Origin of the sequence: Stenotrophomonas sp. FSL W7-1447 (genome assembly GCF_037966425.1) — a bacterium.
GTDB lineage: Bacteria > Pseudomonadota > Gammaproteobacteria > Xanthomonadales > Xanthomonadaceae > Stenotrophomonas > Stenotrophomonas pavanii.
Window position 1 is genome coordinate 1,270,682 of sequence record NZ_CP150199.1, and the last position, 23,124, is coordinate 1,293,805.

At 67.3% G+C, this 23,124-nt stretch carries 25 protein-coding genes and 1 pseudogene; 19 read left to right on the top strand and 7 right to left on the bottom strand.

The annotated features are described in order from the left end of the window. Nucleotides 1–3: 3 nt before the first annotated feature. From NSQ78_RS05915 to NSQ78_RS05955, 9 genes are all read left to right on the top strand, one after another. Nucleotides 4–723 (top strand): hypothetical protein, encoded by a 720-nt coding sequence (locus tag NSQ78_RS05915; RefSeq protein ID WP_149901888.1) that lies wholly within the window; start codon nucleotides 4–6, stop codon nucleotides 721–723. Further along, nucleotides 723–1,022, top strand: coding sequence for a FliM/FliN family flagellar motor C-terminal domain-containing protein (locus NSQ78_RS05920; RefSeq protein WP_080473110.1), 300 nt, complete (start codon nucleotides 723–725; stop codon nucleotides 1,020–1,022). The genes NSQ78_RS05915 and NSQ78_RS05920 overlap by 1 nt, the downstream gene beginning before the upstream one ends. Further along, nucleotides 1,019–1,381, top strand: coding sequence for a hypothetical protein (locus NSQ78_RS05925; protein WP_064237856.1), 363 nt, complete (start codon nucleotides 1,019–1,021; stop codon nucleotides 1,379–1,381). The genes NSQ78_RS05920 and NSQ78_RS05925 overlap by 4 nt, the downstream gene beginning before the upstream one ends. Next, nucleotides 1,371–2,114, top strand: coding sequence for a flagellar type III secretion system pore protein FliP (fliP, locus tag NSQ78_RS05930; protein ID WP_064237857.1), 744 nt, complete (start codon nucleotides 1,371–1,373; stop codon nucleotides 2,112–2,114). Before NSQ78_RS05925 ends, fliP begins: the two co-directional genes overlap by 11 nt. Nucleotide 2,115: 1 nt before the next feature. Then, complete coding sequence (locus tag NSQ78_RS05935) at nucleotides 2,116–2,790, top strand: sigma-70 family RNA polymerase sigma factor (RefSeq protein ID WP_162272192.1); 675 nt, start codon at nucleotides 2,116–2,118, stop codon at nucleotides 2,788–2,790. 256 nt (nucleotides 2,791–3,046) lie between these two features. Next, nucleotides 3,047–3,943 (top strand): TIM barrel protein, encoded by an 897-nt coding sequence (locus tag NSQ78_RS05940; RefSeq protein WP_064237858.1) that lies wholly within the window; start codon nucleotides 3,047–3,049, stop codon nucleotides 3,941–3,943. A 27-nt stretch (nucleotides 3,944–3,970) separates the two neighbouring features. Next, entirely contained in the window at nucleotides 3,971–5,656 is a 1,686-nt protein-coding gene (locus NSQ78_RS05945; protein ID WP_049467361.1) for a GMC family oxidoreductase, read from the top strand. Further along, nucleotides 5,656–6,231 (top strand): gluconate 2-dehydrogenase subunit 3 family protein, encoded by a 576-nt coding sequence (locus NSQ78_RS05950; protein ID WP_064237859.1) that lies wholly within the window; start codon nucleotides 5,656–5,658, stop codon nucleotides 6,229–6,231. The genes NSQ78_RS05945 and NSQ78_RS05950 overlap by 1 nt, the downstream gene beginning before the upstream one ends. Continuing rightward, the gene (locus NSQ78_RS05955) at nucleotides 6,231–6,995 is read left to right on the top strand and encodes a DUF1080 domain-containing protein (RefSeq protein ID WP_064239622.1); all 765 of its coding nucleotides are present in this window, start codon (nucleotides 6,231–6,233) and stop codon (nucleotides 6,993–6,995) included. Before NSQ78_RS05950 ends, NSQ78_RS05955 begins: the two co-directional genes overlap by 1 nt. A 9-nt stretch (nucleotides 6,996–7,004) precedes the next feature. Here the strand turns inward: NSQ78_RS05955 and NSQ78_RS05960 are convergent, their stop codons facing one another. The 5 genes from NSQ78_RS05960 to NSQ78_RS05980 are packed head-to-tail and all read right to left on the bottom strand — an operon-like array spanning nucleotide 7,005 to nucleotide 11,652. Then, nucleotides 7,005–7,301 (bottom strand): cytochrome c, encoded by a 297-nt coding sequence (locus NSQ78_RS05960; protein WP_053505887.1) that lies wholly within the window; start codon nucleotides 7,299–7,301, stop codon nucleotides 7,005–7,007. Between the two features lie 30 nt (nucleotides 7,302–7,331). Then, nucleotides 7,332–8,198 (bottom strand): sugar phosphate isomerase/epimerase, encoded by an 867-nt coding sequence (locus tag NSQ78_RS05965; protein ID WP_064239623.1) that lies wholly within the window; start codon nucleotides 8,196–8,198, stop codon nucleotides 7,332–7,334. 19 nt (nucleotides 8,199–8,217) lie between these two features. Beyond that, nucleotides 8,218–9,342: a Gfo/Idh/MocA family oxidoreductase gene (locus NSQ78_RS05970; protein WP_064237860.1), complete on the bottom strand. Its 1,125-nt coding sequence runs from the start codon at nucleotides 9,340–9,342 to the stop codon at nucleotides 8,218–8,220. Between the two features lie 12 nt (nucleotides 9,343–9,354). Further along, nucleotides 9,355–10,572: an MFS transporter gene (locus NSQ78_RS05975; RefSeq protein ID WP_064237861.1), complete on the bottom strand. Its 1,218-nt coding sequence runs from the start codon at nucleotides 10,570–10,572 to the stop codon at nucleotides 9,355–9,357. Between the two features lie 27 nt (nucleotides 10,573–10,599). Continuing rightward, the gene (locus tag NSQ78_RS05980; protein ID WP_064237862.1) at nucleotides 10,600–11,652 is read right to left on the bottom strand and encodes a sugar phosphate isomerase/epimerase family protein; all 1,053 of its coding nucleotides are present in this window, start codon (nucleotides 11,650–11,652) and stop codon (nucleotides 10,600–10,602) included. Nucleotides 11,653–11,747: 95 nt separating this feature from the next. Between NSQ78_RS05980 and NSQ78_RS05985 the strand changes: the two genes are divergently transcribed. The 4 genes from NSQ78_RS05985 (at nucleotide 11,748) to NSQ78_RS06000 (ending at nucleotide 16,998) form a co-directional block, all read left to right on the top strand. Next, on the top strand, nucleotides 11,748–12,755 hold the full coding sequence (locus NSQ78_RS05985; RefSeq protein ID WP_064237863.1) for a LacI family DNA-binding transcriptional regulator: 1,008 nt from the start codon (nucleotides 11,748–11,750) through the stop codon (nucleotides 12,753–12,755). A 144-nt stretch (nucleotides 12,756–12,899) separates the two neighbouring features. After that, nucleotides 12,900–13,952 carry a sensor domain-containing diguanylate cyclase gene (locus tag NSQ78_RS05990; RefSeq protein WP_053505872.1) on the top strand — a complete coding sequence of 351 codons (1,053 nt, stop codon included), beginning with the start codon at nucleotides 12,900–12,902 and terminating at the stop codon, nucleotides 13,950–13,952. A 116-nt stretch (nucleotides 13,953–14,068) separates the two neighbouring features. Continuing rightward, the gene (locus tag NSQ78_RS05995; RefSeq protein ID WP_049467349.1) at nucleotides 14,069–15,094 is read left to right on the top strand and encodes an AI-2E family transporter; all 1,026 of its coding nucleotides are present in this window, start codon (nucleotides 14,069–14,071) and stop codon (nucleotides 15,092–15,094) included. Between the two features lie 161 nt (nucleotides 15,095–15,255). Further along, entirely contained in the window at nucleotides 15,256–16,998 is a 1,743-nt protein-coding gene (locus NSQ78_RS06000; protein ID WP_064237864.1) for a GGDEF domain-containing protein, read from the top strand. Nucleotides 16,999–17,006: 8 nt separating this feature from the next. Here the strand turns inward: NSQ78_RS06000 and NSQ78_RS06005 are convergent, their stop codons facing one another. Together NSQ78_RS06005 and NSQ78_RS06010 are read right to left on the bottom strand one after the other, a co-directional pair. Continuing rightward, the gene (locus NSQ78_RS06005; protein WP_049467345.1) at nucleotides 17,007–17,513 is read right to left on the bottom strand and encodes a PaaI family thioesterase; all 507 of its coding nucleotides are present in this window, start codon (nucleotides 17,511–17,513) and stop codon (nucleotides 17,007–17,009) included. 32 nt (nucleotides 17,514–17,545) lie between these two features. After that, a complete protein-coding gene (locus NSQ78_RS06010; RefSeq protein WP_049467343.1) occupies nucleotides 17,546–17,983 on the bottom strand; it encodes a hypothetical protein in 438 nt (145 codons plus the stop codon). Nucleotides 17,984–18,268: 285 nt separating this feature from the next. Here NSQ78_RS06010 and NSQ78_RS06015 point away from each other — a divergent pair, with 285 nt between their 5' ends. The 6 genes and pseudogenes from NSQ78_RS06015 to NSQ78_RS06040 all read left to right on the top strand — a co-directional run. After that, nucleotides 18,269–18,700, top strand: coding sequence for a pyridoxamine 5'-phosphate oxidase family protein (locus NSQ78_RS06015; protein WP_064239624.1), 432 nt, complete (start codon nucleotides 18,269–18,271; stop codon nucleotides 18,698–18,700). Between the two features lie 87 nt (nucleotides 18,701–18,787). Continuing rightward, complete coding sequence (locus NSQ78_RS06020; protein WP_064237865.1) at nucleotides 18,788–19,369, top strand: hypothetical protein; 582 nt, start codon at nucleotides 18,788–18,790, stop codon at nucleotides 19,367–19,369. A gap of 184 nt (nucleotides 19,370–19,553) precedes the next feature. After that, nucleotides 19,554–20,021, top strand: coding sequence for a DUF2975 domain-containing protein (locus NSQ78_RS06025; RefSeq protein WP_049467337.1), 468 nt, complete (start codon nucleotides 19,554–19,556; stop codon nucleotides 20,019–20,021). Beyond that, complete coding sequence (locus tag NSQ78_RS06030) at nucleotides 20,021–20,245, top strand: helix-turn-helix transcriptional regulator (protein WP_005408494.1); 225 nt, start codon at nucleotides 20,021–20,023, stop codon at nucleotides 20,243–20,245. The genes NSQ78_RS06025 and NSQ78_RS06030 overlap by 1 nt, the downstream gene beginning before the upstream one ends. 43 nt (nucleotides 20,246–20,288) lie before the next feature. Continuing rightward, nucleotides 20,289–21,830, top strand: coding sequence for a TerC family protein (locus NSQ78_RS06035; protein WP_064237866.1), 1,542 nt, complete (start codon nucleotides 20,289–20,291; stop codon nucleotides 21,828–21,830). 120 nt (nucleotides 21,831–21,950) lie between these two features. Next, nucleotides 21,951–23,084 (top strand): annotated as a pseudogene (locus NSQ78_RS06040) (metallophosphoesterase); the annotation flags it as partial. Nucleotides 23,085–23,124: the final 40 nt, after the last annotated feature.

Below are 23,124 nucleotides of genomic sequence, written 5' to 3' on the forward strand. Positions count from 1 at the left end.
GGCGTGAGGCGCGTTGCGCAGATCGAAGCAGCATTGCAGCAGCGGCTGGACCATTGGCGCACCCAGTGGGCCGCCGAGCCCGGCCATTGCGAAGTGGAGGTGGCGGACGTTGCGTTGCCATCATCACCGGGCCAGTGGTGGCACTGCACGGGAACCGGCGCCTTCGCGCACCTTGGCAACAATGGCCTGGAGCGGATTGCAGCCGCTCTGGCCGCAGTTCCTGGCGGGAAGTCCAGCCCCATTGCGGCAGGAATAGGCCGCCGCGCCTTTGCCGATCTGTTGCGTGAACTGGTGCCATCGGCTGCAGAGGTAATCGCCGGCGCTGCGCCGATGGCGGCCTTGTGCGACGCGCGTCATGGCGTGCTGTGCTTCAGCGTGTCGCTGCCAGGTGCCGAGGCCCTGCTGTATCTGCCACTGGCTGCCTGCGACGCACTCGTGCCGATCCCGGTCGGTGCCTCCGGGCCCGTGCTGACGTCGCGTCGCAGCGCGTTGCTGGCATCCACCGTGAGCCTGTACGCCACCCTGGAGCTGGGCAGTGCTGACCTGGATGCTGCCAGCACCCTCAGGCCCGGCGAAACCCTGCGCACCTCGCGTATCGCCGATGCCGTGGTCAAGCTGCAGTCGGCCGACGGCCACACCGTGTTCAGCGCGAGCCTGCATTCGTCCGAGGGCCGCAAGGCACTTCGCTGTATCAATGACACAACCCAGCCAGGAATGAAGTAATGGAACGTACATCGGTGTTGGAAGCGGTGCGCGCCGAGCCGGCGCAGGCGGAACAGGGCGATGCGGCCGAGCGCAGCATCGCGCTGGTCCGGCATGTGCAGGTAGCGCTGAGCGCGCAGATCGGCACGGTTGATATGAGCGTGGACCGGCTGTTCGGCCTGAAGGCAGGGGACGAGGTGGTGTTGAACGAGCAGCTGGAAGCACCGGTGACGCTGCTGCTCAATGGCAAGGCGGTGGCACGCGCGGAGCTGGTGGCGATTGATGACCACTTCGGCGTGCGGATCCTGGAGATCGCATGACCGCTGCGTCGTTCGTTCTGGCCGCGGCACCCATCCGCTTCAAGAGTGAAGCGGGCAGCGTTGGCACGACGCTGGTGGGGCCGCTGATCATCGCAAGCCTGCTGCTTGCGCTTGCCGTCGCTGCTCTTTACGTCGCGCGCCGGAAAGGCTGGTTGCGGCGTTGGAGCGTGGCGCCGGCCGCAGCGGCGGACATGCCACTGGGCCTGAGGGTGGAGCAGGTGCTGCGGCTCAGTCAGCGCACGCGGCTTTACCGGGTCAGCGACGGTGTAGCGGTCTTCACGGTGGTGGAGTCCACCGCGCATGCACAGATTGTGCCCGGCACCGGACGCGGGGAGCCGGAGGCCACCGATGCAGGCTGACCGCCGCTGGCGCGTACTACCGCTGGTCGCTGCCCTGATGCTGGTGGCCGGGCAGGCGTGGGCGGGCCCGACCGAGGACGCGGTGGCCGAGGCGCTGAAGCAGGACTACTCACCCGCGCTGCGTAACTTCGTGATCCTCACGATGTTGTCGCTGATTCCGGTGCTGATGATCGGCATGACTGCCTTCACCAGGATCATCATCGTGCTGTCCCTGCTGCGGCATGCGCTGGGCATTCCACAGACGCCGCCCAACAGCGTGGTGATCACCTTGGCGATCTGTATGACCTACTTCACCATGTCGCCGGTCCTCGATCGCATGAACCATGATGCGATCGCACCCTACATGAGTGAGCAGATCACCGCCCAGCAGGCCATCGAACTGGGCAGCCGGCCGCTGCGTGAGTTCATGGTCTCCCAGACACGCGAATCGGACCTGCGCACGGTGATCGAGATGGCCAAGGCGCCGGCGCCCAAGACTATGGACGACATCCGCTTTGGCCATCTGGTCACTGCGTTCTTGCTGAGCGAGCTGAAGACCGCCTTCCAGATCGGCTTCGTGATCTTCCTGCCTTTCGTGCTCATCGACCTGGTGGTCGCTGCGGCACTGATGGCGCTGGGCATGATCATGCTGCCACCGACCACCATCAGCCTGCCCTTGAAGATACTGCTGTTTGTACTGATCGATGGCTGGGTGTTGCTGTCCAAGGCGTTGCTGGGCAGCTACTGGAACTGACATGGACACGCATGCCACGGATGGCGAGGCGGTACTGTGGTCCCAGCTCAGGGAGCAACGCTGCTCGCAGGCGCGTGATGCCCTCTACCTGCGCTACAGGCCGTGGGCGACAGCGATCGCGCGGCGGGTACACCGCCGCTTCCCACGGCTGGGTGCGGACCGGGACGACTTCATCCAGAACGCCAGCATTGGACTGCTGGAGGCGATTGATCGTTTTGATCCGGCACGCGGCATTGCGTTCCAGGCCTATGCAATGAACCGGGTACGCGGCTCTGTTTTCAATGGCCTTCGCGTGATCCTTGGGGGCGCATCGAACGAGCGCAATCAGGAGCGGCTGGGCACCCTGCAGGGTGGGTCCGATGACCCCTTCAATGAGCTGGTCGCTTCGATCGTCGGGTTGGGCCTGGGCTACATGCTGGACGATGCGGCCAATCCGCTGGTCATCGACAGTCACGATGCGCTTCGCTTCGCCGAGGATCAGCAGGTCATCGGACAGTTGCTTGCCGGAGTGGAGCAACTACCGCCAAGGTTGAAGGCGATCATCGTCCGCCACTACTTCGAGTTCACGCCCTTCATTGAGCTTGCCCAGGAGTGGGGGCTGAGTAAGGGGCGCATTTCGCAGCTACACCGTGCGGCGCTCGACGCACTGCGACTCAGCGTGCAGGCAACTGATTGAGTCCCGCTTGCTGTAGGGAACGCAGCCGGGCCTTGGTGACATGACTCCGAGCTGCCCGCGGCCTCCCCGCACCGAAAACAGAAAGCCCCGTCCGTGCGGGGCTTTCGTTCTTGTCCCATGGCCCCCGGGTTGTGCTGCGCAGCATGGTCTTTCGTGCACCGCGACTTGCAAACAGACAAATTCCTCCCCTATGGTGCAATCGATTGCATTGCTGTGAATCGTTGCGTTTGATACCGGTTGGGAGGCCGGCAGGTGGATGTCCATCCATTCGATCAGACCGGCTCCGGCGACGGGCCTCACGCGGCGCGATGCGTTGCGCATGGCGGTTGCTGGAGGCGTAGCGCTGGGTACTGCGGGAGCGTTGCCTGCATTCGCCGCCACCGCAGCGCTCAAGGGCAACCTGAAGCACTCCGTGGCGCGCTGGACCTTCCCGCAGCTGTCGGTCGCCCAGCTCTGCGCGACGGTGAAGGACATCGGCTTCGCCGCCATCGACCTGGTTGGCCCGGAAGACTGGCCCACGCTGAAGGCCCATGGCGTGTACAGCTCGATGTGCAACGGCGCGGAGCTGGGTCTTACCAAGGGCTTTGCCGGCCGTGAGTTCCACGACCCGCTGGTAGAGCGCTACACGCGGCACATCGATCTGGTGGCCGATGCCGGTTACCGGAATCTCATCTGCTTCTCCGGCAACCGCAACGGCATGGACCCGCATGACGGCATGGCCAATGCCGAGGCCGGCCTCAAGCGCATCCTCGGGCATGCCGAGAAGCGTGGCGTCGTGCTGGTGATGGAGCTGCTCAACTCCAAGGTCGATCACCGCGACTACCTGTGCGACCACTCGGCCTGGGGCGTGGAGCTGTGCCAGCGGCTCGGCTCGGACAACTTCGGCCTGCTGTACGACATCTACCACATGCAGATCATGGAGGGCGACATCATCGCCACCATCGGCAAGCATCACGCCTGCTTCAAGCACTACCACACCGCTGGCGTGCCTGGCCGGCATGAGATCGGAGATCAGCAGGAGCTGAACTATGCAGCGATCTGCCGCGCGATCCGCGACACCGGTTTCGAGGGGTATGTGGCGCAGGAGTTCATGCCTGCCGCGCCCGATCCTGTTGGTTCATTGCGCGAGGCGATCCGCCTCTGCGACGTCTGAAACGATATCCACCCAGGTGAGAGACCCATGGCAGATAATCACTACGACGCCATTGTTGTTGGCTCGGGAATCAGTGGCGGCTGGGCAGCGAAGGAGCTGACCGAGAAGGGCCTGAAGGTCCTGATGCTGGAACGCGGGCGCAACATCGAGCACGTCAAGGACTACGTCAACGCGATGAAGGAAGCGTGGGATTTCCCGCATCGCAATCGGCCGACGCAGGCGATGAAGGCCGCGTTCCCGGTGCTGATGCGCGACTACGGCCTGGCCGAGAACCTGGAAGGAATGTGGGCCAACGAGCAGGACTCGCCCTACATCGAGACCAAGCGCTTCGACTGGTTCCGTGGCTACCACGTGGGTGGGCGCTCGCTGATGTGGGGCCGGCAGAGCTATCGGTTTTCCGACCTGGACTTCGAAGCCAACCTCAAGGATGGCATTGCCACCGACTGGCCGATCCGCTATGCCGACATCGCGCCGTGGTACGACCATGTGGAGAAGTTCGCCGGCATCGCCGGCACGCGCGAAGGACTGGACGTGCTCCCGGACGGCGAGTTCCTGCCGCCGATCCCGTTGAACATCGTCGAGAAGGACGTGGCCGCTCGGATCAAGAAGGCCTTTGGCGGAACGCGGCACATGATCCACTCGCGCACGGCCAACATCACCCAGCCGATGCCCGAGCAGGGGCGCGTGAACTGCCAGTACCGCAACAAGTGCATCCTGGGCTGCCCCTTCGGTGCCTACTTCTCGACCCAGTCGGCGACGCTGCCGGCGGCGATGAAGACCGGCAACCTGACGCTGCGGCCGTTCTCGATCGTCAAGGAAGTGCTCTACGACAAGGACCGCAAGCGTGCGCGTGGCGTGGAGGTGATCGACGCCGAAACCGGGCAGACCTACCAGTACACCGCCAAGGTCATCTTCCTCAACGCGTCGTCGTTCAACTCCACCTGGCTGCTGATGAATTCGGCGACCGACGTCTGGGACGGGGGACTGGGTTCTTCGTCGGGCGAGCTGGGGCACAACGTGATGGACCATCATTTCGGTGCGGGCGCCTCGGGCCGGGTCGAGGGCTACGAAGACAAGTACTACTTCGGCCGCCGTCCCTGCGGCTTCTACATTCCGCGCTTCCGCAACGTCGCGTCCGACAAGCGGGGTTACCTGCGCGGGTTCGGCTACCAGGGCGGTGCCAGCCGCACCGGCTGGTCGCGCGAGATCGCCGAGCTGAACATCGGTGCCGATCTGAAGGAGGCGCTGACCGTACCGGGCGACTGGCGCATCGGCATGACCGGGTTCGGTGAAATGCTGCCGCACCACGACAATGCGATCCGCCTGGACCGCGACCGCAAGGACAAGTGGGGGCTGCCGGTGCTGGCGATGGATGTGTCCATGCGTGCCAACGAACTGGCGATGCGCAAGGACATGGCCGCCGATGCCGCCGAGATGCTGGAGGCGGCCGGGGTCAAGGACGTGAAGATGCACGACAACGACTACGCCCCGGGCAAGGGCATCCATGAGATGGGGACCGCGCGCATGGGACGTGATCGGAAGAGTTCGGTATTGAACGCGCACAACCAGGTCTGGGATGCGCCCAACGTCTACGTCACCGACGGTGCCTGCATGACCTCCAGCGCCTGCGTGAATCCCTCGTTGACCTACATGGCGCTGACCGCGCGCGCGGCCGACCATGCGGTGCGCGAACTGAAAGCGGGGAACCTGTGATGGACCGCCGCGAACTGCTGAAGATGATCGTTGCCGCCACCGGTACGGCCATGGTCGGCCTGCCGGCCCTGGTGCATGGCAAGGTTCCGGCAGCCGGGGCGATGCCCGCGTTCTCCGACGCCGATATCGGCATGCTCGACGAGATCGCCGAGACCATCCTGCCACGGACCCGGACACCGGGTGCAAAGGATGCCGGCGCCGGCCTGTTCATGGCGACGTTCGTCAGCGACTGCTACACCGCCCGCCAGCAGGCAGCGTTCCGCACCGGCCTGGCCGACATCAACACGCGCGCAGGCGGTCGTTTCATGTCGCTCACGCCGGACGCCCGCACCGAACTGCTGCGCCGCCTGGACGCGGAAGCCAGGGCACGCCCTGCCGAGGTGACCGAAACCGGGACGCCCGAACAGGGCGAGGCCATGCCGCATTACTTCACGATGATCAAGCAGCTGGCCATTTTCGGCTTCTTCACCTCCAAGGTCGGCGCGACCGGAGTGCTGCAGTACGTCGCCGTGCCGGGACGCTACGATGGCGACCTCGCCTATGTCCCCGGTACGCCGGCGTGGGGGACCAGCTGATGGACAACACCAGGATGATCCGCACAGTGCTGGCCACCGCCGGCCTGCTGGCCACGGCATCGGCATCGGCAGCGGCGCAGGACAGTGCCGACGCTGCACGTGACCCGAAGAAGACCGAAGTGTGGACCCCCGTACCCGCTCTCGTGGCCACGCCGCCAGGCAAGGCCCCCTCCGATGCGATCGTGCTGTTCGATGGCAAGGATGTGTCCGCGTGGGAATCGGAGCAGGGCGGACGCGTGCCCTGGAAGGTTGCCGGGGGCGCCATGACGGTCGTTCCGGGCAGCAAGGGCATCCGTACCCGGCAACGCTTCTGCGATGTCCAGCTGCATGTCGAATGGCGCACGCCCACTGACACGAAGGGCTTCGACGGCCAGAACCGCGGCAACAGCGGGATCTTCCTGCAGGAACGGTATGAACTGCAGGTGCTCGACAGCTACAACAACCCGACCTATGCCAATGGCCAGGCCGGCTCCATCTACAAGCAGGCCATGCCGCGGGTGAATGCCTCGCGCGCGCCGGGCCAGTGGCAGGCCTACGACATCCTCTGGAAGGCACCGCGCTTCTCGGCGGGAGGCGGGCTGATTTCGCCTGCGCGCATCACGGTGCTGCACAACGGCGTGCTGGTGCAGGATGACACCGTGCTGGCAGGCAAGACCGAGTACATCGGGGCGCCCTCGTATTCGCCCCATGCCTGTGCGCCGCTCTATCTGCAGGAGCATGACTCCAGGGTCAGCTACCGCAACATCTGGGTGCGCGAGCTGTAGCCCGGTCCGTTACTTCGCCAGGTAGCTGGCGATGTCATCGATCTCCTGCTGCGACAGCTGGGGGAAGGGCGGCATCAGGCCGCCGCCCTTCCTGATCTTGTCCTTGATCTGCGCGGCATCCAGGCGCTTGCTGACATCGGTGAGCGCCGGGAACGCACCCGGCATGCCAGCGCGGTCCGCGCCATGGCAGGCGGTGCAGTTGGCGGAGTAGAGCTTCGCCCCGGCGGCAGGGTCGTCCTTGCACCACGCGGCGGTTGCCAGTGTCGTGCCGCACAGGAGCACGGCCAGGGTCAGGATCGGTTTCAGGCGGATATCCAAGCAAGGCTCCTTTGCGGGTCAGCGCCGCGCACGAGCGGGCTGGCTGAGGGTCAGGTGTTTACGCAGGTAATCCGCGCCGGTCTGGATGACCTTGCCCGGATCGCGTGGCTGGTCGTGCTCGACGATGTACCACTTCACGTTGGCCGCCGCTGCGGCAGGCAGGATCGCGTTCCAGTCCAGCACGCCCTGGCCCACCGCGGCGAATCCGCCTTCGTCTTCGGCCTGGCCCTTGGGCGCATTGTCCTTGGCATGCACGGCGAACAGGCGGCCGCTGAACTTGCCCAGCATCGCCGCCGGGTCCAGACCCGCACGCGCGACCCAGGCCAGGTCCAGCTCGGTCTGCAGCTCGGGCCCGGCCGCTGCGAACAGCAGCTCCAGTCCGGTCCTGCCTTCGAAGTCGGCCAGCTCGAAGTCGTGGTTGTGATAGGCCAGCTGCATGCCCTTGCCGCGCAGTTGCCTGGCGATCCGGCCCAGGTCCTGGCCCAGCGCGGTCCAGCCTGCGGCATCGGCCGGCCGGTCCTTCTGATCCAGGTAGGGCACCACCAGCGTGGTGTTGCCGATCGCGCGGTTGAACGCCACCACGCCATCAAGGTTGTTGCGCAGTTCGGTCAACGGGACATGCGACGAAACCGCCTTGATCGCGTAGCGGTCCAGCAACTGCTTCAACGCCTGCGCGCTGACGTTCTGGGTACCGACCGTTTCCACCGCGCGCACGCCCGCGTCGTGGACGATCTTCAGCTGCTGGTCCAGTGAGCCGGCGTTGCGCAGCGTGTACATCTGCACGGCGATGGGTTGCTGCGGGGCTGCTGCGTTCCGCGCGAAGGCGGGCAGGGCAGCGAGCAACAGCACGACAAGGCTTGCAGTTCTACGCACACGGATGTTCATCATGGGGTCCTCCCGGGATTCAACCGATGGCGGTCCAGGTGCGTGACCTGGCCGATGCAATGACACGATCGACGATCTGCGCCGAGCGCAGGCCGTCTTCGAAGGTGGGCAGGCCCTGCGGCCGCTCACCTTCAATGGCGCGGTAGGTGTCGGCGACGAACGCCTCGAAGCACTGGGCGTAGCCCTGCGCGTGCCCGGCCGGCAGCACCGACAGCCGGCGCTGTTCGGCAGTGCCCGCGCCGGGCCCGCGCACGAAGATCTCCTCGCGCTGGTCGGGCAGGCCGATCCACAGCCGCTCGGCATCCTCCTGGTCGAAGGCGACGCTGGCGTTGGCGCCGTCGATCTCGAACCAGAGGCGGTTGCGGCGTCCGGCCGACACCTGGCTGACGGTCAACGACGCCAGCGTACCGGCCCGGGTCCTGAACATCGCGGCCGCCACGTCCTCGCTTGCGACCGCCTGCATTGCGCCTCCCGCGGCCGGTGTGCTGAAACTCTGCGCGCTGACCGCGCCGCGTTCGGCGATCACGGTGGCGAACGCCGCGCTGACCTCGGCGAAGCGTTCGCCGCTGACCCATTCGACCAGATCGCACCAGTGTGAACCGATGTCGGCGAACACGCGCGACGTGCCTCCCAGCGCAGGGTCCACGCGCCAGTTGTTGCTGGCCGGGTCCAGCAGCCAATCCTGCAGGTAGCTGCCATGGATCAGGTGCAACGGCCCCAGCTCACCCTGCGCGATGCGCGCGCGGGCCTCACGCACCACCGGGTGGTAGCGGTAGACGAACGGCACCGTGGCAACCAATCCGGTCGAGGCCGCCAACGCGGCCAGCTCCCGCGCATCCTCCAGCGTGGTCGCCAGCGGCTTCTCGCAGATCACGTGCTTGCCGGCCTCCAGTGCGGCCTGGGCCATGGCACGGTGCAGGTGGTTCGGCGTGCAGACGTGCACGACCTGCACCTGCGGGTCGGCCACCACCTGTTCGATGTCCCGATAGGCGAGCGGAACATTCCACGCCTCCGCCGTGTCGCGTGCACGCTGCAGGGAGGACGCGGCCACGCCACGGATCTGCGCGCCGGCCAGCAGCGCCGCGCGACGATGCACAGCGCCGATCATGCCGGTGCCGATGATGGCGATTCCAAGCTGGGGCATCGGCCGGTCTCCTCAGTGTGTGGATGGTGCGGCCGCAGCCACCGGCCGGTCGCGGAACAGCAGCAGGAAGGCGACCAACACCACCAGCGCGACGCCGGCCGGGAACAACCAGATCTGTTGCCAGTCCGGGCCTGCGGCGGTGGTGAAGTGCTCGACCACGGCACCGGACAGGAAGGTGCCGATCAACATGCCAACCCCGTAGGTGGCCAGGGTGATGAAGCCCTGCGCGCTGCTGCGCGCGGCAGCGCCGGCGTGCGCATCGGTGTAGATCTGGCCGGTAACGAAGAAGAAGTCGTAGCAGATGCCGTGCAGCACGATGCCGATCACCAGCAGCGAGAAACCGCCCCCGGCATCGCCAAAGGCGAACAGGACGTAGCGCACCACCCAGGCCGCCATGCCCACCGCCAGCATGGTCTTCACCCCCAGCCGCACGAACAGGAAGGGCATGGCCAGCATCAGCAGCACCTCGGAGACCTGGCCCAGCGACTGCAGGCCGGCGGCACCGCGCACGCCCAGGTCGTTGAGATAGGGGTTGGTGAAGTTGTAATAGAACGACAGCGGGATGCAGATGGCGATGGAGGCCAGGAAGAACACCAGGTAGGCGCGCGACTTCAGCAGCCGCAGCGAGTCCAGCCCCAGGATCTGCCCCAGCCCGGCGTCGCGCTGCTGTGCCAGTGGCGGTGTGTGTGGCAGGGTGAACGCATACAGCCCGAGCAAAAGCGACGCCAATGCGGCCATGCGGAACGTCAGCTCAAGCCGATGCGCCTGCTCCCACCCCAGCCAGCCGATCAGCACGCCTGCGATGATCCAGCCGATGCTGCCGGCCACGCGTACCAGCGGGAACTGCTTCTCGGGCGACTGCATGTGCCGCATGGCCACGCTGTTGGCCAGTGCCAGGGTCGGCATGAACAGCAGCATGTAGCCCATCACGCAGGCCGAGAACACACTGAAGCTGGTGGCGGTGGACGCCAGCCACATCAGCACCGCGCCGGCCAGGTGCAGCACCGCGAGGATGCGCTGCGCCGCGAAGTAGCGATCCGCGATCAGGCCGACCAGGAACGGCGCCACGATGGCGCCGATGGACTGGCTGAGGAAGGCGGTCGCCACCTGGCTCGCGCTGGCCTGCAGCGGGCCCTGCACCAGGTAGGTGCCGAGGGTGACGAACCACGCCCCCCAGATGAAGAACTGTAGAAACATCATCGCGCCCAGGCGCGACATGGCGTGCGTCATGGCTTGCCCTCCCGGGGCGGTCTTGGCTCAGATTCCCAGCATGCGGTGCAGTGACGCGGCGTCGGTGCCGCTGTCGGCAAAGTCGTCGAAGGCGCGTTCGGTCACGCGGATGAGGTGGTCGCGGATGAAGGCGGCGCCCTCGCGCGCGCCGTCTTCGGGGTGCTTCAGGCAGCACTCCCATTCCAGTACCGCCCAGCCGGGGAAATCGTACTGGGCGAACTTCGAGAAGATCGCCCTGAAGTCGATCTGGCCGTCGCCCAGTGAACGGAAACGGCCCGGACGATCGATCCAGTCCTGGTAGCCGCCATACACGCCGCTGCTCGCGCTGGGACGATACTCCGCGTCCTTGACGTGGAAGATGCCGATGCGCGCGTGGTAGCGGTCGATGAAGCCCAGGTAGTCCATCTGCTGCAGCAGCAGGTGGCTGGGGTCGTACAGGATCTTCGCGCGCGGGTGGTGGTCCACCACGTCGAGGAAGCGTTCAAAGGTCGCGCCGTCGTGCAGGTCCTCGCCGGGGTGGATCTCGAAGCACAGGTCCACGCCGCAGGCGTCGAAGGCATCCAGGATCGGGCGCCAACGGCGGCCGAGTTCGGCGAAGGCTTCATCCACCAGCCCGGGGGGGCGCTGCGGCCAGGGGTAGAAGTAGGGCCAGGCCAGTGCGCCGGAGAACGTGGCGTGTGCGGTCAGTCCCAGCCGCTGGCTGGCTTTGGCGGCCAACAGCAGCTGCTCCACCGCCCAGGCCTGGCGGGCGGCCGGATCGCCGCGCTTTTCCGGCGGCGCGAACCCGTCGAACAGCGCGTCATAGGCGGGATGGACGGCCACCAGCTGCCCCTGCAGGTGGGTCGACAGCTCGGTGATCTGTACGCCATGCCCGGCCAGCATGCCGGCAATGTCGTCGCAGTACGCCTGGCTGCGGGCGGCCTCGGCCAGGTCGAACAGGTGGGGCGCGGAGGTGGGGACTTGTACGCCAGAATAGCCCAGACCCGCGGCCCATCCGGCCAGCGTGTCCAGCCGATCAAAAGGAGCTGTGTCGCCGATGAACTGCGCCAGGAACAGCGCTGGACCCTTGAGCGTCTTCAACGTGATTCGCCCTCGATGCAATCGATTGCATTATCCTAGCAGGGGCTTACGCAGGACCTGTTGTGCAGTGCACAGCGGGCAGGAGAACTAACGCCATGGCCACCATCTACGACATCGCAAGACACGTCGGCGTGTCCGCCGGTACGGTGTCGCGCGCGCTTTCGCGGCCGGACAAAGTGCTGCCGGCCACCCGCGCGCGGATCGAACAGGCGGCCGCCTCGTTGGGCTATGTGCCCAACACGGTGGCGCGCACGCTCAAGACCCAGCGCAGTGGCAAGATCCTGGTCACCGTCCCGGACATCGCCAATCCGTTCTTCGCGCAGATCCTGCAGGGGGCGGAGGAGGCCGCGCAGGCGGTCGGCTATGCGGTCCTGCTGGGCGATACCCAGCATCAACCCGACCGCGAGGAGCGCTACGCGCAGATGCTCAGGCGCAACGAGGCCGACGGCATGATCGTGCTCGGTCATCGCCTGCCGCCCACCGCGCGCGAGATCGTCGAGCAGCGTGGCGCCGCCGCGCCGGTGGTCAACGGGTGCGAGTTCGACCCCGCACTGGGCATCCCCAGCGTCCACATCGACAATGCGGCCGCCGCACGCACCGTGATGGAGCATCTGTACGCGCTGGGACATGAGCGGATCGCCGTGGTCGGCGGGCCGCCCGACAACCCCCTGCACCAGCAACGGCTGGAAGGGGTCCGCGCGGCCGGTAGGGCGCGTGGCCGCCTGCGCCAGCTCAGCATCGTGCCGGGTGACTTTTCCGTGGAGTCCGGGCATGCGGCGGCAATGGCGCTGCTGCACGCCACGCCTGTTCCGACCGCGGTGTTCTGCTTCAGCGACCAGATGGCGCTGGGCACCCTCGCGGCCTGCCGGGACCTGGGCATCCGCGTGCCGGAGGACCTGTCCGTCGTCGGCTTCGACGATCTGGCGTCGTCGCGTTACCTCACGCCGCCGTTGACGACCGTCCGCCAGCCCATGCGCGAGATCGGCGAGCGCGCGGTCAACCTGCTGCTCGCGATCATCGATCAGGCCGATGTGCCGCTTCAGCAGACGCTGGAGTTCAGTTTCATGCTGCGCGGTTCGACGGCGGTGCCCAGGCCCGGGTGAGCGCGGATCGGGGCGGCTGGCAGCTATCCGGCGGTCGCGGCAGCGTGCAACCTTGATCCCGAATTGACGCCGGGCTGTCAGACTCATCGCAGGCAGCCCGGCAAGGGCCGTAGCAGCAGGTGCGATCGTCCAAGGGGGGCGGCAATGCCGTTCTTCACCGATTCGACGGAAGGCGCGGTCGAAGGTATTGGCGCGGCACGGCGCATTGGCTGGATGCGCTTCGTTGGCAATGGACTGGGGGCGATCCCCATCGCCTCGATCATGCTCGAACGCGGGGACGGCGGACCGGCATGGAGCCTGCTGCTGCTCAACGCACTGGCGTGGCCAGCACTGGCCTTGTTGCTGACCCGGCGCTCCCGCCAGCCGGCAGTCGTCCAGTTCCGCTGCATGGTGGCCGATTCCTTCTTCGGCGGTGGCTGGATCGCGTTCATGGCGCTGAGCGCCGTGCCCAGCGCGCTGTTCGCTGCACTGCTGGTGGCCGACAAGATCGCCGCCGGTGGCGTGCGCCTGGCGATGCGCGCCACGCTGGCGCTGCTGCTGGGCTTCGCGCTCGCCTGGTGGGCGCTCGGGTTTCCGTACCAGCCGGTGACGTCGCAGCGCACGATCGTGCTCAGTGTGCCGTTCCTGTTCGTCTATGGCATCGGCCTCAGCATCCTCAGCTGGCAGCTGGCGCGCCGGGTCAAATCGCAGAACCGCCAGCTGCAGCGGCTCAGCCGGATGGATCCGCTGGTCGAGCTGGCCAACCGTGGTTTCCTGATCCTGCGCGCGCAGCAGGCACTGGACCGGGCGCAGGGCCAGGGCGGCTTTGCCTGCCTGCTGATGCTCGATGTGGACGACTTCAAGCGCATCAACGATTCGCATGGCCACCGCGCCGGCGACGAGGTGCTGCGCCATGTCGCGGCGACGTTGCGCACGTTCGCGCGACCGGGGGATACCCCGGCGCGGCTCGGCGGCGACGAGTTCGTGGTGCTGCTGCACGACTGCGCGCCCGCCGATGCGATGCACGTGGCCGAGCGCGTGCGCCTGCACCTGCTCGAAGCCGCGCGCCAGGCCACGCCGGGCGTGGAATTCAGCGTGAGCATCGGCATTGCCGCCACGCCGCGCGGGGGCAGTGTCGAGGACTGGCTGGCACTGGCCGACCGCGCGCTCTACCACGCCAAGCGGCAGGGCAAGAACACGGCCAGCTACGGCGAATGAGTGCAGCGGGCGGCGGCAGGGCGGCCACCGGATGAACGCGCAATACCCGTTCAGCCTGCACGCCGAATCGGTGGGTCAATCCTCTACCATGGGCCACCCCGCCCGGACGCGCTCCCATGCAAGATGCTCTTGTTGCCCCGCCCAAGCCCCCGATTGCCAGGATCGCGGCCTGGTTGATGATGCTGCTGGGCATGTGGCTGGCGCTGAAACTGGGCCTGGTGGTGACCCTGCTGTCCGGCCTGCTGGTGTTCCAGCTGACCCACGTTCTGGCGTCCACCGTGGAAGGCAGGCTGCCGCCGGGACGGGCACGGGCGATCGCGGTGATCGTGCTGTCGGCGATCATCATCAGCGCGCTGGTGCTGGCCGGGATCGGCGTGGCCTCGTTCTTCCGCAACGAGACCGGCGGCCCGGACGCACTGCTGGCGCGGCTGATGGAGATCCTCAACACCTCGCGGCACCAGGTGCCGGCGCTGCTGCAACCCTACATTCCCGAAGACATGCCAGCGCTGCGCGCGGCGCTGAACGACTGGGCCGCCGAGCATCAGCGCCAGCTGGGCGTGGCCGGTACCTCGGTGGTCCAGGTGGGTGTGCGCGTACTGATCGGCATGGTGCTCGGCGCCATGATCGCGCTGTATGACGAACTGCCGCTGCCGAAGATGGGCCCGCTGGCGCAGGAGCTGATCGGGCGCACCAGCCGCCTGGCCACCGCCTTCCGCCAGGTGGTGTTCGCGCAGGTGAAGATCTCGCTGCTCAACACCGTGTTCACCGCCATCTTCCTGCTGGGCGTGCTGCCGTTGTTCGGCATGCACCTGCCGCTGTCCAAGACCCTGGTGCTGATCACTTTCCTGGCCGGCCTGCTGCCGGTGGTGGGCAACATCATCTCCAATACCATCATCACCATCGTCGCGCTGTCGGTCTCGTTCTACGTGGCGGTGGCGGCGCTGCTGTACCTGATCGTGATCCACAAGCTGGAGTACTTCCTCAACGCGCGCATCGTCGGTGGCGAGATCCAGGCCCGCGCGTGGGAACTGCTGCTGGCCATGCTGGTGATGGAAGCGGCCTTCGGCCTGCCGGGCCTGGTCGCCGCGCCGGTGTTCTATGCCTACGTGAAGCGCGAACTGGTCGACCAGCGCTGGATCTGACGCGGCTGGGCAGGACGCCATTGCCACGATCCGAGTGCCGGCGAGGCCTTGCCGTTGGGTTCGCGGCGGGTGCGCCATACCCACGGGCACGGTTGGCCCGGTAGCGGCTTGGCGCCCGCGTGGCCGGCCGCTACAGTGAGCGCACTTCAGGGGAATATTGCATGGCCCGCAAGGCGTCGCCCATTGGATTGCGGACCTGGGTCTGGATCCTGGCCGGGCTGTTCGTGGTCTGTACGCTGCCCTTGATGGCCATCGCGCTGGTGCAGGGCACGCTGCGCTTCACTGCCGCCGAGGACAATCTGGTCAGCCTGCGCCAGCTGCGGCAGACCTTTGACCTGGCCAACCAGGTGTCGGCCGAACGCGGCCCGGCCAACAGCCTGCTGGGGGCAGACCCGGCCGATGCGGACGAACAGGCACGGCTGGCAGCACAGCTGGCGGTCGCGCGCCGGCGGGTCGACGCCGCCCTGCTGCAGCTGGACACCGCGTCGAGGGCCGATCCGGACGTGGTCGGCGCGCACGGGCTGCTGGCCGACGCGCGACGTCGCCTGCACTCGGCGCGGGCCGCGGTGGACCGGGTGGCGGCACAGCCGCAGGGTGCACGCCGGGTGGAGGACGTGGAGCGCGCGATCAGCAGCATGTTCGCCGTGGTGGACCGCCTGCACGTGCTGACCTCGGCGCAGATCAACGCACTGGTCAGTGCCGACCGCGAAGCAGCGATTCCCGCGATGCAGGGCCAGGTGCTGATCGACCTGCGCGAACATGGGGGCCGCTTGGCTTCGAACGTGATGGCGCCGGTGGCGGTCCCGGGGGCATGGCGTGATGAACAGGTCCGTGCCGCATTGCAGACCGAAGGCCGCCTGCTGGAGCTGTGGCGGCTGGCCGGCAGCCATGAAGCGGTGTACCGCAGTGATCCGGGGCTGTCCTGGCATTGGGACATGGCGCGCCGGCAGTTCTTCGGCGAATCGCTGCCGATGATCGAACGGCTGATCGACGATGGCCGGCGCGGCGTGCGCCCGCCGTGGACCGCCGCCGAGTTCACCGCACGCTACGTGCCGACCCTGCAGTCGCTGGAAGCGCTGCGCGACGGTTACTTGACCGTCGCCATCGCCCGTTTCGAGCACGCCCGCAACCGTGAAGCCATGCGCCTGGTGGTGCTGGTGGCAACGGCACTCGGTACGCTGGTGGTGCTCGGCGTGGCCCTGCGCATTGCCCACCTGCAGATCCTGCGGCCACTGCTGCAGGCGCAGAAGCAGGTGGTCCAGATCGCCTCGGACGCGCCCGGTCCGGCGCAGCACGTGACCCACCCGCTGGCCGAGATGCAGCGCCTGTTTGATGCCATCGAAGTGCTGCGCGAAAAGTCGCGGGAGCGCTCGGCCCTGACCAGCGAGCTGCGCCAGCTGGCCGGCACCGATGAACTGACCGGGTTGTTGAACCGGCGCGCGCTGGACGAGAGGGTGCAGCAGCGCCACGCTGATGGCGGCAACAGCGCGGTGGTGATCCTGCTCGACGTGGACCGTTTCAAGGCGATCAACGACGGCCATGGCCATGATGCGGGCGACCAGGTGCTGGTGCAGGTGGCGCGCCTGCTGCAACGGCACCTGCGGCGCAGCGACAGCGTTGCCCGCTACGGTGGCGAGGAGTTCCTGGTGCTGCTGGCCGATGGCGATCTGGCCGGCGGGCGCCAGCTGGCCGAATCGCTGCGCGTGGCACTACAGCAACTGGACATCGCACTGGCCGGTGGCAACGTACTGCGCGTTACCGCCAGCTTCGGTGTGGCCGAGGGCGGGACCGATGCACTGGGCTGGCGCACGCTGCTGCGCGCTGCGGACGCGGCCATGTACCAGGCCAAGGCACAGGGGCGCGACCGCGTGCGCGTGGCTGGCGGTGGCCGCAACCTGCGCTGAGCAGTGCATCAGCCGATGCGTGCATGCACGCGCCGAAGCGTCCGCGCGATCATGCGGCGCGCAATGGGCCGTGGCACCGACAGCCCGCGCCAGCGCAACGCGCCCACCCGGAAGGTAGCGCTGGCGGTGGCCAGCACCTTGCCGGTCGGATCGGTCAGCCAGCCGCGGGTGAAGGCGATGCTGCCCTTGCTGTGCTCGACTTCGCCCCAGCCGATGATCCGCCCGGGCCGCGCCGGGCTGACGAAGCTGGTCTTGGACTCCACCGTGACCGCGATGCGATTGGCCGGCAGTGTGGCGTAGATTGCCGGCCCCATGCAGTCATCGAGCATCGCAGACAGGAATCCCCCCTGCACGTTGCCCATCGGGTTGGTCAGCAGCGGGCGGGCCTCGAATTCGACCTGGATGCGGCGCCGTGCATCGTCGTAGTCGACGAAGCGCCAGCCAAGCAGGGTGCCGGCCTGGGAACGCGGCAGATCACCGTTGACCACGCGGTAGAAGATCGATTCGGGATTCATCGTGGAGCCTCGTGGGGAGGGGGGAGGGGAACTCACCGGGACAGTGACAGCACGGCCAGCACGAAGCCGAGGAGCGACAGCAGCACCACGGCCGCGCCAGTGGATACCGGGGTACGCGCACCGGTGCGTCGCCGCACGCCGGAGGCGACCAGCACCGGCGGGACGGTGGCGACCAGGCAGAACAACTGGAACGCCAGCAGCTGTGGCAGCGCGAAGTGACCGCCGAAGAAAATCAGCCAGGCCAGCATCACGCCGGCGCCGGCCAGCGCGATCCAGCCTGCCCCCACCACGCGGATGAGGGCCATCACCAGCACCTGCATGCGGGGTTCAACCGCAGCCCACGGCAGGCCGACCGCCTGGCCGTGGTAGGGCATGAAATCGGAACGCCTCAGGTAGGCCGCGGCGAACAGCGCGACAATGACGAACGCCAGCAGGTAGCAGCCGAACGCGAGCCAAGCGAACAAGTCCATGTGGAGGCCATGCGGTTGCGGAGGAGTCGCCGCCCGCACGCCGGCGGCCATGCCGGTCGTGCGACGGGGTAGCGCGATTCTGGGGCAGCACGCCGTTAGGGACGCGTCGCGGCTTGCAGGGCCGTTCCTCCATCTGCCGTTAACGCCAGTGTGGTGTTGAGGCATGCGTCACGCACGCGCCATGGGCTCTATCTCGTTTCCTGTGAAGAGGCCGCAACTGGCCATCCACGCTTCGGTCACCGCGCTGCGCAGAGGCTGGAATTCCATCCGATGAAGGACGACGCCATGACCCAGCTCACCCTGCCCGAACTGGCCAAGAAAATGGCCGGCATTGATTTCACCCTGCTTCAGACCCACGCCGGTGGAGAGATTGCCGGCCGTCCGATGAGCAACAACGGCGACGTGGACTATGACGGTGACAGCTGGTTCTTCACTACCGAAGACACCGACATGGTGAAAGAGATTGAAGCTGACCCGGCCGTTGCCCTGGGGTTTTCCGGCAGCAAATCGTTGCTGGGCAAGCCGCCGCTGTTCGTGCACGTGCAGGGCAGGGCTGCGCTGGTGCGCGACCGGGCCACGATGAGCCAGCACTGGGTGAAGGACCTGGAGCGCTGGTTCGAACAGGGCGTGGATACACCGGGGCTGGTACTGATCCATGTGCGCGCCAGCCGCATCCACTACTGGGATGGCGAGGACGAGGGCGAGCTCACAGTCTGACCCGGCGGTGGTAGGGCAACGCAGCCGTTGCGCGCCGCGCCCGGGCTTTGCCATCCTCCCCGCTGCGTTCCGCACCGTGGAGTTCCAATGCGCCCTGCCATCTGGCTGATCCTGGCCCTGCTGCCTGCCCTGGCGGCAGCGCCGCCTGCACGCGCAGCCAAGGCCAACGCACAGCCGCAGGACTCCTTCAGCGAGTTGTTCGATACCGCCTGCATGCAGCACATCGGCGCGCCGGCGCGGTTGCAGTCGTTGATGGAATCCAACGGGCTGTCGCCGCTGCCGCCGGCCGAGGCCGCGACCCTGCTGCAGGGGCAGCCGGGCGTGGCCTGGATGGTGCCGCTGGCCAGCGGCCGTTATGCGGTCAGCTGGGCCGATGATGGCACCTGCTCGGTGTATGCGGAAAAGGCCGATGCGGCTGTGGTGCAGAAGGGTTTTGCACGACTGGTGCAGGCCGCACCGAAGCCCTTGCAGGCACGCTCGCTGCCGGGCCGTGGGCCGTTGTCGGCCGACCAGGTCGCGATCCAGTACGGCTGGGCTGCGCCGGGACAGGCCAAGCTGCATGCGCGCTTCCGGCTGGTGACGCGGCAGGCGCCGGAGGTAGGCGTGCAGGCGATGGCCTCGGTGACGCCCGGTGAGGCGATGCGGGAGCAGAGCACGCCGGGGCCCTGATCGGAACCCCCGAGCACGGTTCAGCCTTTCACGCTGGTTGTGGTATATCGTTTATCGATAAATCCACCCGGGGCGGCGAGGCCGCTCCAATGCCGGAGGCCGCTTGACCGCTCGTCCCGCCCGCGTCAGACCGGCGCGAGGCCTGTTTACCCTGGCCCAGGCCGCCGTCCAGGCGGTGCGCGCGATGTGCTGGCTGGGCATCCTGGCCGCACTGCTGGCCGTGCCGCTGGTCGCCCACGACCGCCGCTGGCTGCTCGACAGCGTCCATGACGCCGGTGCCGCCGCCGCGCACGGCAATGACCTGTTCCTGCATTTCTGCCTGGGCCTGGGCGCAATCGTCGCGCTGCTGGTGCTGTGCCTGCTGTTCCTGCGCCATCTGCTGCGGCTGCTGAAATCGGCGGCGCGCGAGCGGCCGTTCACCCACGCCAACGCACAGCGCCTGCAGCGCATGGCCTGGCTGATGCTGGCGATGGAGCTGCTGTCGATCCTGATCGGCGCCTACGCGGCCTGGATGGGCCCCGACTTCACCTGGATGGAGGTGGGCGGCGGCATGTCGATCACCGGCCTGGTGGCGGTGCTGATGCTGTTCGTGCTGGCACGCGTATTCGCTGTGGGCGCGGCGATGCGCGATGACCTCGATGGTGTCATCTGATGGCGATTGTCATCACCCTGGACCGCATGCTGCAGGAACGGGGCATGACCTTGTCCGAGCTGGCCGGGCGCATCGACATCACCCTGGCCAACCTGTCGATCCTGAAGACCGGCAAGGCGCGCGCCATCCGCTTTTCAACCCTTGATGCGATCTGCCGCGAGCTGCAGTGCACGCCCGGCGACCTGCTCGGGCATGACCCGGCGCAGGCGCAGGACGCGGACTGAGTGGACACCCTTTTCCCCTACCTACTGAAGAAACGGACCTGAAATGGAATGGTTGGCTGACCCCTCGATCTGGATGGGCCTTGCAACCCTGGTCGTGCTGGAGATCGTTCTCGGCATCGACAACCTGGTGTTCATCGCGATCCTGGCCGACAAGCTCCCACCGCACCAGCGCGACCGCGCGCGGGTGATCGGCCTGGCGCTGGCGCTGCTGATGCGGCTGGTGCTGCTGGCTGCACTGGCCTGGATCATGAAGCTGACCGCGCCGCTGCTCACGCTGTTCGACCACAGTTTTTCCGGGCGTGACCTGATCCTGCTGGGCGGTGGCCTGTTCCTGCTGTTCAAGGGCACCATGGAGCTGCACGAACGGCTGGAAGGCCGCGAACACCACGAGGATGGCAAGAAGGTCTACGCCAGCTTCGCAATGGTGGTGGCGCAGATCGTGGTGCTCGATGCGGTGTTCTCGCTGGACTCGGTGATCACTGCCGTCGGCATGGTCGACAACCTGGGCGTGATGTATGCGGCCGTGACCATCGCCATGGCGCTGATGCTGCTGGCCAGCAAGCCGCTGACCCGATTCGTCAACAAGCATCCCACGGTGGTGGTGCTGTGCCTGGGCTTCCTGCTGATGATCGGCTTCAGCCTGGTGGCCGAAGGGCTGGGCTACAAGATCCCGAAGGGCTACCTGTACGCAGCGATCGCCTTCTCGATCCTGGTCGAGGCGTTCAACCAGTGGGTGCGTTTCAACCGCGAGCGCAACGAGCGCCGCCTGCCGTTCCGCCAGCGCACCGCCGATGCCGTGCTGCGCATGCTCGGCGCGCGCCCGGCCAATGGCCAGGACGATGAAGGCGTGGACGCGCAGGTGGACGCTGAAGAGCGCCTGCAGCCGGCCGAACACGAGATGATCCGCAGCGTGCTGGGCCTGGCCGATCGCCCGGTGTCGAGCGTGATGACCGTGCGCGCCGACGTGCAGTGGATCGACCTGGCGCGTGGGCAGGAGGACGTCGTGGCGCGCCTGGTGGCGTCGCCGCATACCCGCCTGCTGGTGGGTGAGGGTGACCTGGACAGCCTGCGTGGCGTGGTGCAGAGCCGCGATCTGCTGGCCGACCTGCTGCAGGGCAGGCGCCTGCACCTGGAAGGCAACCTGCGCGAGCCGCAGTACGTGCTGTCCAGCGCCAGCGCGCTGCAGGCGCTGGAACTGATCCGTCAGCACCCGGTGCCGTTGGCGGTTGCGGTGGACGAGTACGGCAGCGTGGAAGGACTGGTGACCGCCAACGACCTGCTGGCGGCGATTGCCGGTGACCTGGTCGATACCCAGGACGAGCGCTATGGCGTGGTCGCGCAGGGCGAGGGCCAGTGGGAGGCCGACGGTGCACTGACCCTGGACGACCTGCAGCGCCTGGCCGGCGTGTCGCTGCCGCGCAGTGCCGACTACATGACCATCTCCGGGCTGGTGCTGGAGCAGCTGGGCCGGCTGCCGGACATCGGCGATGCGGTGGAGGTGGCGGGCGTGCGCATCACCGTGCTGGCGATGGAGAAGCGCCGTATCGCCCGCCTGCGGGTGGAACGCCTCGACGGAATGGCCTGACCCACCTGTTGTTGTAGAGCCGAGCCCAGGCTCGGCTGCATGCTGAGACGCTGAGCCTGGGCGCGGCTCTACACAACACGACCCGCAGCCGTCACCATGGCGGCCCGCTTTCTTTCCAGGATGGTTGCAGTGCTGAGTACGATCGGTTTGTTGATGGGCCTGTATGTGGCCTGGCGCCTGTTCTGGCCACTGCGCATGCCCACTTGGCTGAAGGTCGTGCTGTCGCTGCTGCTGGTGGGCGTAGCCGTGCAGCTGCGTATCGTCGCCACCTTCTGGGGCACGATGGCGTCGCCGGAAATCCCGAAGCTGGCCATCGCCACGCTGGCCACCGGCTCCACGGCGGTGCTGCTGCTGGCGTTGCTGATGCTGGCGATGGATGTGGGCCTGCTCGCGTCCCGCCTGCTGCGCTGGCCTCGTGCGGTCGCCGCATTGCGCACGCGGCGCTTGCGGCCGGCGGCTGGCGTGCTGGCCCTGCTGGTCAGTGGTTATGGTGTCAGCCAGGGCATGGCAGTGCCCCAGCCCCGGCAGATCGAGGTGAGCATTGCCGGGCTGCCCGCTGCGTTCGACGGCTATCGCGTGCTGCAGCTGACCGACATCCATGCCAGCCGTCTGCTGACCGGCGACTGGGTGCGCAGGGTGGTGGATGAGAGCAACGCATTGACGCCGGACCTGATCGTGATCACCGGCGATCTGATCGACGGCAGTGTCGAGGCCCGCCGTGACGACGCGCGCCCACTGGCGGATCTGCGGGCGCCGGACGGTGTTGTCGCCATCACCGGCAACCACGAGTATTACGCGCAGTACCAGGCATGGATGCAGGCGTTCCGCGCGCTGCACATGCAGGTGCTGGAGAACAGCCACCTGCAGGTGCGCCGTGGTGACGCGGCGCTGACCATTGCCGGGGTCACCGATCCGGTGGCCGCACGCTACGGCCTGCCGCTGCCGGATCTGGACGCCGCCTTGGCCGGTGCCGATCCCGCCGCGCCGGTGATCCTGCTCGATCACCGCCCGCGCAATGCGGGCGAGGCAGCGGCGCGCGGCGTCAAACTGCAGCTGTCCGGCCATACCCACGGCGGGCAGATCATCGGCATGGACCAACTGGTGAAGCGGGCCAATGGTGGCTTCGTCTCCGGCCGCTACGACGTGGATGGGATGACGCTGTACGTGAGCAATGGTGCGGGCCTCTGGGCCGGTTTCCCGGCACGCATCGGCGTGCCGTCGGAGATCACCCTGGTGACACTGCGCCGCGCACCGAGACCTGAAGTGGGTCAGATCCCTTTTCCTGGGGAAAGGG

Coding starts and splice junctions, on each gene's coding strand:
- NSQ78_RS05920 (WP_080473110.1), top strand. CDS start 723: ATGGAACGTACATCGGTGTTGGAAGCGGTGCGCGCCGAGCCGGCGCAG.
- NSQ78_RS05925 (WP_064237856.1), top strand. CDS start 1,019: ATGACCGCTGCGTCGTTCGTTCTGGCCGCGGCACCCATCCGCTTCAAG.
- fliP (WP_064237857.1), top strand. CDS start 1,371: ATGCAGGCTGACCGCCGCTGGCGCGTACTACCGCTGGTCGCTGCCCTG.
- NSQ78_RS05935 (WP_162272192.1), top strand. CDS start 2,116: ATGGACACGCATGCCACGGATGGCGAGGCGGTACTGTGGTCCCAGCTC.
- NSQ78_RS05940 (WP_064237858.1), top strand. CDS start 3,047: ATGTCCATCCATTCGATCAGACCGGCTCCGGCGACGGGCCTCACGCGG.
- NSQ78_RS05945 (WP_049467361.1), top strand. CDS start 3,971: ATGGCAGATAATCACTACGACGCCATTGTTGTTGGCTCGGGAATCAGT.
- NSQ78_RS05950 (WP_064237859.1), top strand. CDS start 5,656: ATGGACCGCCGCGAACTGCTGAAGATGATCGTTGCCGCCACCGGTACG.
- NSQ78_RS05955 (WP_064239622.1), top strand. CDS start 6,231: ATGGACAACACCAGGATGATCCGCACAGTGCTGGCCACCGCCGGCCTG.
- NSQ78_RS05965 (WP_064239623.1), bottom strand. CDS start 8,198: ATGAACATCCGTGTGCGTAGAACTGCAAGCCTTGTCGTGCTGTTGCTC.
- NSQ78_RS05970 (WP_064237860.1), bottom strand. CDS start 9,342: ATGCCCCAGCTTGGAATCGCCATCATCGGCACCGGCATGATCGGCGCT.
- NSQ78_RS05975 (WP_064237861.1), bottom strand. CDS start 10,572: ATGACGCACGCCATGTCGCGCCTGGGCGCGATGATGTTTCTACAGTTC.
- NSQ78_RS05985 (WP_064237863.1), top strand. CDS start 11,748: ATGGCCACCATCTACGACATCGCAAGACACGTCGGCGTGTCCGCCGGT.
- NSQ78_RS05990 (WP_053505872.1), top strand. CDS start 12,900: ATGCCGTTCTTCACCGATTCGACGGAAGGCGCGGTCGAAGGTATTGGC.
- NSQ78_RS05995 (WP_049467349.1), top strand. CDS start 14,069: ATGCAAGATGCTCTTGTTGCCCCGCCCAAGCCCCCGATTGCCAGGATC.
- NSQ78_RS06000 (WP_064237864.1), top strand. CDS start 15,256: ATGGCCCGCAAGGCGTCGCCCATTGGATTGCGGACCTGGGTCTGGATC.
- NSQ78_RS06005 (WP_049467345.1), bottom strand. CDS start 17,513: ATGAATCCCGAATCGATCTTCTACCGCGTGGTCAACGGTGATCTGCCG.
- NSQ78_RS06010 (WP_049467343.1), bottom strand. CDS start 17,983: ATGGACTTGTTCGCTTGGCTCGCGTTCGGCTGCTACCTGCTGGCGTTC.
- NSQ78_RS06015 (WP_064239624.1), top strand. CDS start 18,269: ATGACCCAGCTCACCCTGCCCGAACTGGCCAAGAAAATGGCCGGCATT.
- NSQ78_RS06020 (WP_064237865.1), top strand. CDS start 18,788: ATGCGCCCTGCCATCTGGCTGATCCTGGCCCTGCTGCCTGCCCTGGCG.
- NSQ78_RS06025 (WP_049467337.1), top strand. CDS start 19,554: ATGTGCTGGCTGGGCATCCTGGCCGCACTGCTGGCCGTGCCGCTGGTC.
- NSQ78_RS06030 (WP_005408494.1), top strand. CDS start 20,021: ATGGCGATTGTCATCACCCTGGACCGCATGCTGCAGGAACGGGGCATG.
- NSQ78_RS06035 (WP_064237866.1), top strand. CDS start 20,289: ATGGAATGGTTGGCTGACCCCTCGATCTGGATGGGCCTTGCAACCCTG.